Source organism: Bradyrhizobium sp. LTSPM299, from assembly GCF_000938235.1.
Classification (GTDB): domain Bacteria; phylum Pseudomonadota; class Alphaproteobacteria; order Rhizobiales; family Xanthobacteraceae; genus Bradyrhizobium.
Window position 1 is genome coordinate 1 of sequence record NZ_JYMU01000028.1, and the last position, 5,594, is coordinate 5,594.

At 58.1% G+C, this 5,594-nt stretch carries 6 protein-coding genes; 2 read left to right on the forward strand and 4 right to left on the reverse strand.

Translation table 11 applies throughout. From position 1 onward, the window contains the following. Window positions 1–196 (reverse strand): hypothetical protein (locus tag UP10_RS45645; protein ID WP_044588447.1); only part of this gene is annotated, 196 nt, incomplete at its 3' end. A gap of 173 nt (window positions 197–369) precedes the next feature. On the opposite strand from UP10_RS45645, the gene UP10_RS16830 reads away from it, so the two are divergent. Continuing rightward, entirely contained in the window at window positions 370–1,554 is a 1,185-nt protein-coding gene (locus UP10_RS16830) for an FAD-dependent monooxygenase (protein WP_044588448.1), read from the forward strand. Between the two features lie 153 nt (window positions 1,555–1,707). Here UP10_RS16830 and UP10_RS16835 read toward each other — a convergent pair whose 3' ends face one another. The 3 genes from UP10_RS16835 to ltrA form a co-directional block, all read right to left on the reverse strand. Continuing rightward, window positions 1,708–2,349 carry a cupin domain-containing protein gene (locus UP10_RS16835; RefSeq protein WP_044588449.1) on the reverse strand — a complete coding sequence of 214 codons (642 nt, stop codon included), beginning with the start codon at window positions 2,347–2,349 and terminating at the stop codon, window positions 1,708–1,710. A gap of 473 nt (window positions 2,350–2,822) precedes the next feature. After that, window positions 2,823–3,533, reverse strand: coding sequence for a hypothetical protein (locus UP10_RS43110; RefSeq protein ID WP_245321766.1), 711 nt, complete (start codon window positions 3,531–3,533; stop codon window positions 2,823–2,825). A 157-nt stretch (window positions 3,534–3,690) separates the two neighbouring features. Beyond that, on the reverse strand, window positions 3,691–5,223 hold the full coding sequence (ltrA, locus tag UP10_RS16845; RefSeq protein WP_502692203.1) for a group II intron reverse transcriptase/maturase: 1,533 nt from the start codon (window positions 5,221–5,223) through the stop codon (window positions 3,691–3,693). A 45-nt stretch (window positions 5,224–5,268) separates the two neighbouring features. Here ltrA and UP10_RS44325 point away from each other — a divergent pair, with 45 nt between their 5' ends. After that, complete coding sequence (locus UP10_RS44325; protein WP_044591365.1) at window positions 5,269–5,508, forward strand: hypothetical protein; 240 nt, start codon at window positions 5,269–5,271, stop codon at window positions 5,506–5,508. Window positions 5,509–5,594 lie beyond the last annotated feature (86 nt).

A 5,594-nucleotide genomic window follows, 5' to 3' on the forward strand; every position in this document is an offset into this window, starting at 1 on the left:
GGTGTAGCAACTGGTCGTACTCTTCGCTCAACTCGCCCAGCTGTTTCAGCCTTCCCCGATATGGCAGTCGGATCGGCCTACACATCTTCCTTTTCGAGGCTTGCTCGACGTTCACTCGCGTTGCGGCCTGCACACTCGCACTGTCACCAATTCGTGACACGCTAATCGAAGGCTTCAGCCACTTCGTTACCTCCATGACTGCTCCGATTGCTTCCGGCTGGAGCGGTTGCCGGGTGGGGCTTGCACCCACTGGAAAGCGCCGCCTTTGCACGGCGCACGCCAAACGCAGACATCTGACTTCAGGATTTCTGATATCATGATGACCTATGTCGCGACGATTCAGCAGTTCACGCCTTTGGGGATGAATACATGGATAAAGATACCGCGTTGGTATGTATCGTTGGCGCTGGTCCCGCCGGGCTGGTGCTCGCCCATATCCTTCACCAGTCGAACATCTCGTTCGTGATCCTTGAACGTGAGCAGTCAGGCGAACTCCGCAGCCGAACGAAGGCCGGATTGATTGAGCAACGCGCCGTCGCCGCACTCCAACCCTTCGGTCTTGCCGATACCATCACCGAGCGCGGAGGGCGCAATGGAATCTGCGAATTCCGTATCGACGGTGAAGTTATTGTCTGCGATTACGGAGCTCCCAGCGATGATGGTCGGGGGCACTACATCTACCCGCAGCAAGAGCTTGTCGGCGATTGGGCTGATACGCTGGTCGCGAAAGGTGGTCGAATTCGCTTCGGGGTAAAGGTCGTCGATGTCGCGGAAAACGAGACGGATGCGGAGGTACGGGCGGTTACCGTGACGAACGGCGAACCTGTTACAATCCGGGCCGAAGCTGTTGTGGCCTGCGACGGCGCTGGAAGCATGATCGCGCGGGCAGCCGGGTTCGAGACGTTCGAGATCGCCCACCCATTCCGTTGGCTTGCAATCATTGCTGCAATTGCCCCGCCAAGCCGCACCGTTTTCGCGTTGCACGCCAGGGGGTTCGCGGGTCAGTTTCGGCGCTCGGCGACATCGACAAGATACTATCTGGAAGTGCCTGTTACCGACACGCTTGCCGACTGGCCAGACGAACGCATTTGGGCAGAGCTGGAACAGCGCATGGCTATTCGCGATCAGTTACCGCTGGTTCGCGGTGACCTCATCGAGCGGGATTTCCTCGATCTGCGCGTTCGTGTTCGCGAACCGATGCAGCTGGGTCGTATATTCCTCGCCGGCGATGCCGCTCATATGGTGACGCCGGCAGGTGCGAAGGGCATGAACATGGCTATTCAGGACGCGATCGAACTCGCAGCTGGCCTGTGTGAACGTTACGGCGACACTGCCAATGGCGATCGCCTCGGCAATTACACCGCTTCGCGGCTCCCGGATATCTGGCGGTATCAGGAGTTCTCAAACTGGCTGCTTGGCATTCTTCACGCCGGACCTGCCGGGCAGACGGACAAGCCGGATTTTATTCAGCGATTGCGCCGCGCGCGGCTTGATCGAATGATCAATGACCCCGTTTACGCCCGTTGGTTCGGACGCAGCTATAGCGGCTCTTGAGTCAAACTCGCGTACCGACCCATGCCCGGGATGGGTCAAAATGCGAAATACTCATCCCGAATAGATGTTTTCCGCTTCGCCCCCAACAACAGACATGCGGTGACTGCACCGTCAGGTCCGAAACGTGCCAATATCAGAAGTGACGCGCCGCCACTAAGTCTTGCACAAACCTTTGGGGACCCATTCGTGTTCTGGTGTAGTCGCGTGCATTGATGAATCGTGAAGAATGAGGACCAAAGCGCGGCGCTGCTCCGTTCCAGTGGCCGTAAGGTGCATCGGTGGTCCGCCCGGTATGATCACCGGTGCGCCACCCGCCCGCCCGATCTGCTTACCGCTGGGAGTCTCCAGACAGGTCTCTCCCGCCAGCGTGTACCAGGCCTCCGGCCCCGCATGCGTATGCGCCGGCGCTACCATCCCCGGCGTAAAGATCGCCTCCATGTATTGAGCAGAATAGGTTTGACCTGCGCTTATCGGAAGCGGACCGATCTCAGCAATGCGTTCGCCCCCGGACGACCGCCAACCTTTGTCTGCAATCGTCAGCAGCCACATCTTTCCAAGAGATTCGACCACGGCGCTGCCAACAGTTTTTGCTGCTTCAGCCTCGGCCCGGGTCGCGTAGACATCCAGGTGCCAAAAGGTCTCTGGCTTGTTAAGTTGTCCGACAGACTGATTGGCGATGATCCAACACCCTACTTCGCCTGTGCGCTCAGCAACCGGTTTGCAAATTTGCGCAGACGCTCCTTGGCAAGTAAGGAACAGTACGGCACTCACCAGAGCCAGATAAATGCGGGCCATGATTTGCCTCCATTTACAAAAATTGCTCGGAAAATTTTCCTGAGCTTAATGGCTTGATGGAGAACCACAAGCGATAATTGTGGAACAATTCAGAATACATTACTGGTAGTATTCTATTGCGGGTCGCGTCGGCACCTCAAATATTTCACATTAAATAGCTGGAGACCGAGGGTTGAGACGCGTCAACCCAGCTTACTCGTGTACGCCTTCGCGATGTCCGAGATGTCCGAAGTGGGTCTTGGCTGTGTGAAAACGCCAGGACGCTACGTGGCGATAGAACAAGTTATTCGCTCACGACCGTCTTCGCGGTCAAACCCGCAAGCGCATTGAACTTAGAGTTTTGCACAGCCAGGGTCAAACTGAGACCTCGCACCGGCGGGTTGGCACTTCCGGTCTTCGCTCGGACGCGGACATCGTCACGGCCGTTCGGCATGTCTCAGGAGGGCCAGAAGCCGAAGTCATCGAGCGTGGTGTTACTGCGGCTCCCTCAGATGCCAATCTCCCTTTCGGCGTTCGATGGAGGTGGGAGAGCTTCGTTGCGGCGCTTCCAACGATGACGCAACAAGATTGACGCGAGCGTTCCCGTCCCAACCAGTAAATTCGTAGAGCCACTTCCCGTCATCCGGAGTGCGATAGTGCCACTCCTTGAGGGTGGGGCTTGGCTTACTTGGAACTATATCCATTCCGTCCGGAGGTCCGGAAGGACCCGGTCCCGAGGCAACGGACGCCAGCCAGCGCTTGTCAGGAGAATAGTGCGGAGGTGCAACGATGTTCGTATCGTCACCCGTGTCAGCCCATACAAGCCGCCAACTCACACCTTCCCAATAATCAATTTCGATCAATAGGAGATCGTGTTCGGGAAAATAGCCAGTCAGTTGATATTTAACGCAGCCTTCAGCGTCAGTGCTCTGACACTTCGTTTCCTCGTTGAGATAAATTCGCGTGTTTCCGTTCCTGAACTTCAATTGCAGACCAGGGCCAATGCGCCGGGCCAGTTCGCCAACCTGCGCCAGACAAGCTTCCTCAGAGCGATCAATGTCGCCTACGCCATGGTCGCCGATGCAACGACCGTCCTGCGACGGATGATCAGAAAAGGCGTAGGGAACGTCAGCGAATGCTACCGCGTCGATCAAAAGACATGCGGCCACAGTGGTCATTGCCAGTTGTACGAGGGGAGCCTTCATTTCAAAACCTTGTCACCAAAAGCATCGATGTGCTGACACAAAAGCTTTCTGGTCGAGTTAATAGGTTAAGTCAAAGTCGCCCGATCATTGATGTCCGCTAAGGGTCAGTCGCGTCGGTTTGACCGCTGGTAGGCCACTTTCGCGGTAGGGACGCGAGTTACCTCGCGCCCCCCGCACAGATCCGTACGGGCCCAATTCGGGCATACGGCTCCCACCTTGGGTGTCTAACGGCGAAGCGACTTTGTGGCCACGGATGAAGGATTCGCGGCTTCGGAAGCCAGTCGTCTGCCAACCGCTTGATCCGCTCCCAAGTCGTCCAGTCTTTCTGGCTCCGCTGCCGCAGCGTGCGCCGCCAGAGATTGGTAACGTGGAATAGGAACGCGGTCAGTGTCGAACTGTTTGTCGGCACCGCGTGGTAGTTGAAGTAGCCGGTGACGACCTGCTGCAACCATCTTCCCTGCTGGGGAATCGGCTGATGCATGCTCCGTCGCAATTCCTGTTTGATGGCTTGCAACTTTGCTTGCATGCGGTCCCGCCGAGACTTCCGTTTGATTTGGAATTTACCCCGACGAGTTTTGCTGCAAATAAAGATGAAGCCCAGGAAGGTGAAGGTCTCCGGTTTACCGAGCCCGCGCCGCTTGCGGTTTTCCACCGCGAAGCGTCCAAACTCGATCAGCCGGGTCTTCTCCGAATGAAACGACAGTGCAAACTCCTGTAACCGCTTACGCATCTCGTCTAGGAAGCGACGGGCGTCGGTCTCGTGCTCGAAGCCAACAATGAGGTCGTCGGCGTAGCGCACGATGATCATATTGCCCGCGGCCTCACGCCGTCGCCAGCGCTCGGCCCAGAGATCGAAAACGTAGTGTAAGTAGAGATTGGCCAGAAGCGGTGAGATCACCGATCCCTGCCCGGTCCCCTTGTCACTGACCGTCACGATCCCGTCTCCCAGGACGCCTGCCTTGAGCCATTTCTGGATCAGGCGGATGATACGTCGGTCGCCGACGCGATGTTCCACAAACTTGATGAGCCACTCCTGGCTCACCGTGTCGAAGAACGAGCGGATGTCGGCGTCCAGTATCCAGTTCACCTTTGTGCTGGTGATCCCGACCACGAGCGCATCCATCGCATCGTGCGTGCTGCGTCCGGGTCGGAACCCATACGAGAACCCGAGGAAATCTTCCTCGTAGATCGCGCTCAGCACCGCAGCCGTCGCCCTCTGGACGATCTTGTCTTCAAGGGCGGCGACCGCGATCGGGCGTTGCCGACCATCCGGCTTGGGTATGTAGACCCGCCGCGCCGGTAGTGCCCGATACGCTCCCCGATGGACGCGAGCATGCAGGTCCTCAAGATTGCGCTCAAGGTGCTGCTCGTAATCCCGACATGTCAGCCCATCCACTCCAGCTGCAGCATTCTCCTTGAGTTCAGAGAATGCCTCTGCGAGGTGATCAATACTGACGTGATGGAAGAGCGCGGTGAACTTCTCCTTCTTCCTTTGCCTTGCAGCTTGCCGTATGCGCTCCAGCGCCTGTGACACGGTTCCCCGGTACTGTGCCCGGCCCGTGCTTTGCTGACTCGCATTCCCCTCGGCCCCCGCCCTTGGCTCCACCAACTCCGCCGCCGGTTGCCCGGCTTTGTTCGTCGGCTTCACAGCTACTATGACGGGGTCAGACTTCTCATGATCGTACATCATCGGCTACGGCTCCTCGCCTTCCCGACGCGGGCCAGTGCAGCACACATGCTGGTGCTGGCCGACCATGAGATCTCCCGGTTCCCACGCAAAGAGCGTGCGCACATGCCAGTGTCTAAGACCACGCCGGGCCGTCTGGGCGCTCGCGTTATCGCGCCCATCCGTGTTGCCTTCCGTCACCGGAACGACGTCGGCACCCAGGATGAGGGTACTTTCGCGGCTCAATGGCTGGCCTATGCGCTCCCCTGTCAACGCTTCGCCGATGCCCTCGCGGGCTTCTGCGCATGACTCGGGGTCGATGCGGTTCGCTACTCCTTCATCGTGATGGACTTGCACCATCTACTCCTTGCCGGTCTCCCGGCGCACTCCGGTCT

Bases quoted from the DNA above. Each gene is read 5' to 3' on its own strand.
- UP10_RS16830 (WP_044588448.1), top strand. From the start codon at position 370: ATGGATAAAGATACCGCGTTGGTATGTATCGTTGGCGCTGGTCCCGCC.
- UP10_RS16835 (WP_044588449.1), bottom strand. From the start codon at position 2,349: ATGGCCCGCATTTATCTGGCTCTGGTGAGTGCCGTACTGTTCCTTACT.
- UP10_RS43110 (WP_245321766.1), bottom strand. From the start codon at position 3,533: ATGAAGGCTCCCCTCGTACAACTGGCAATGACCACTGTGGCCGCATGT.
- ltrA (WP_502692203.1), bottom strand. From the start codon at position 5,223: ATGATGTACGATCATGAGAAGTCTGACCCCGTCATAGTAGCTGTGAAG.
- UP10_RS44325 (WP_044591365.1), top strand. From the start codon at position 5,269: ATGCTGGTGCTGGCCGACCATGAGATCTCCCGGTTCCCACGCAAAGAG.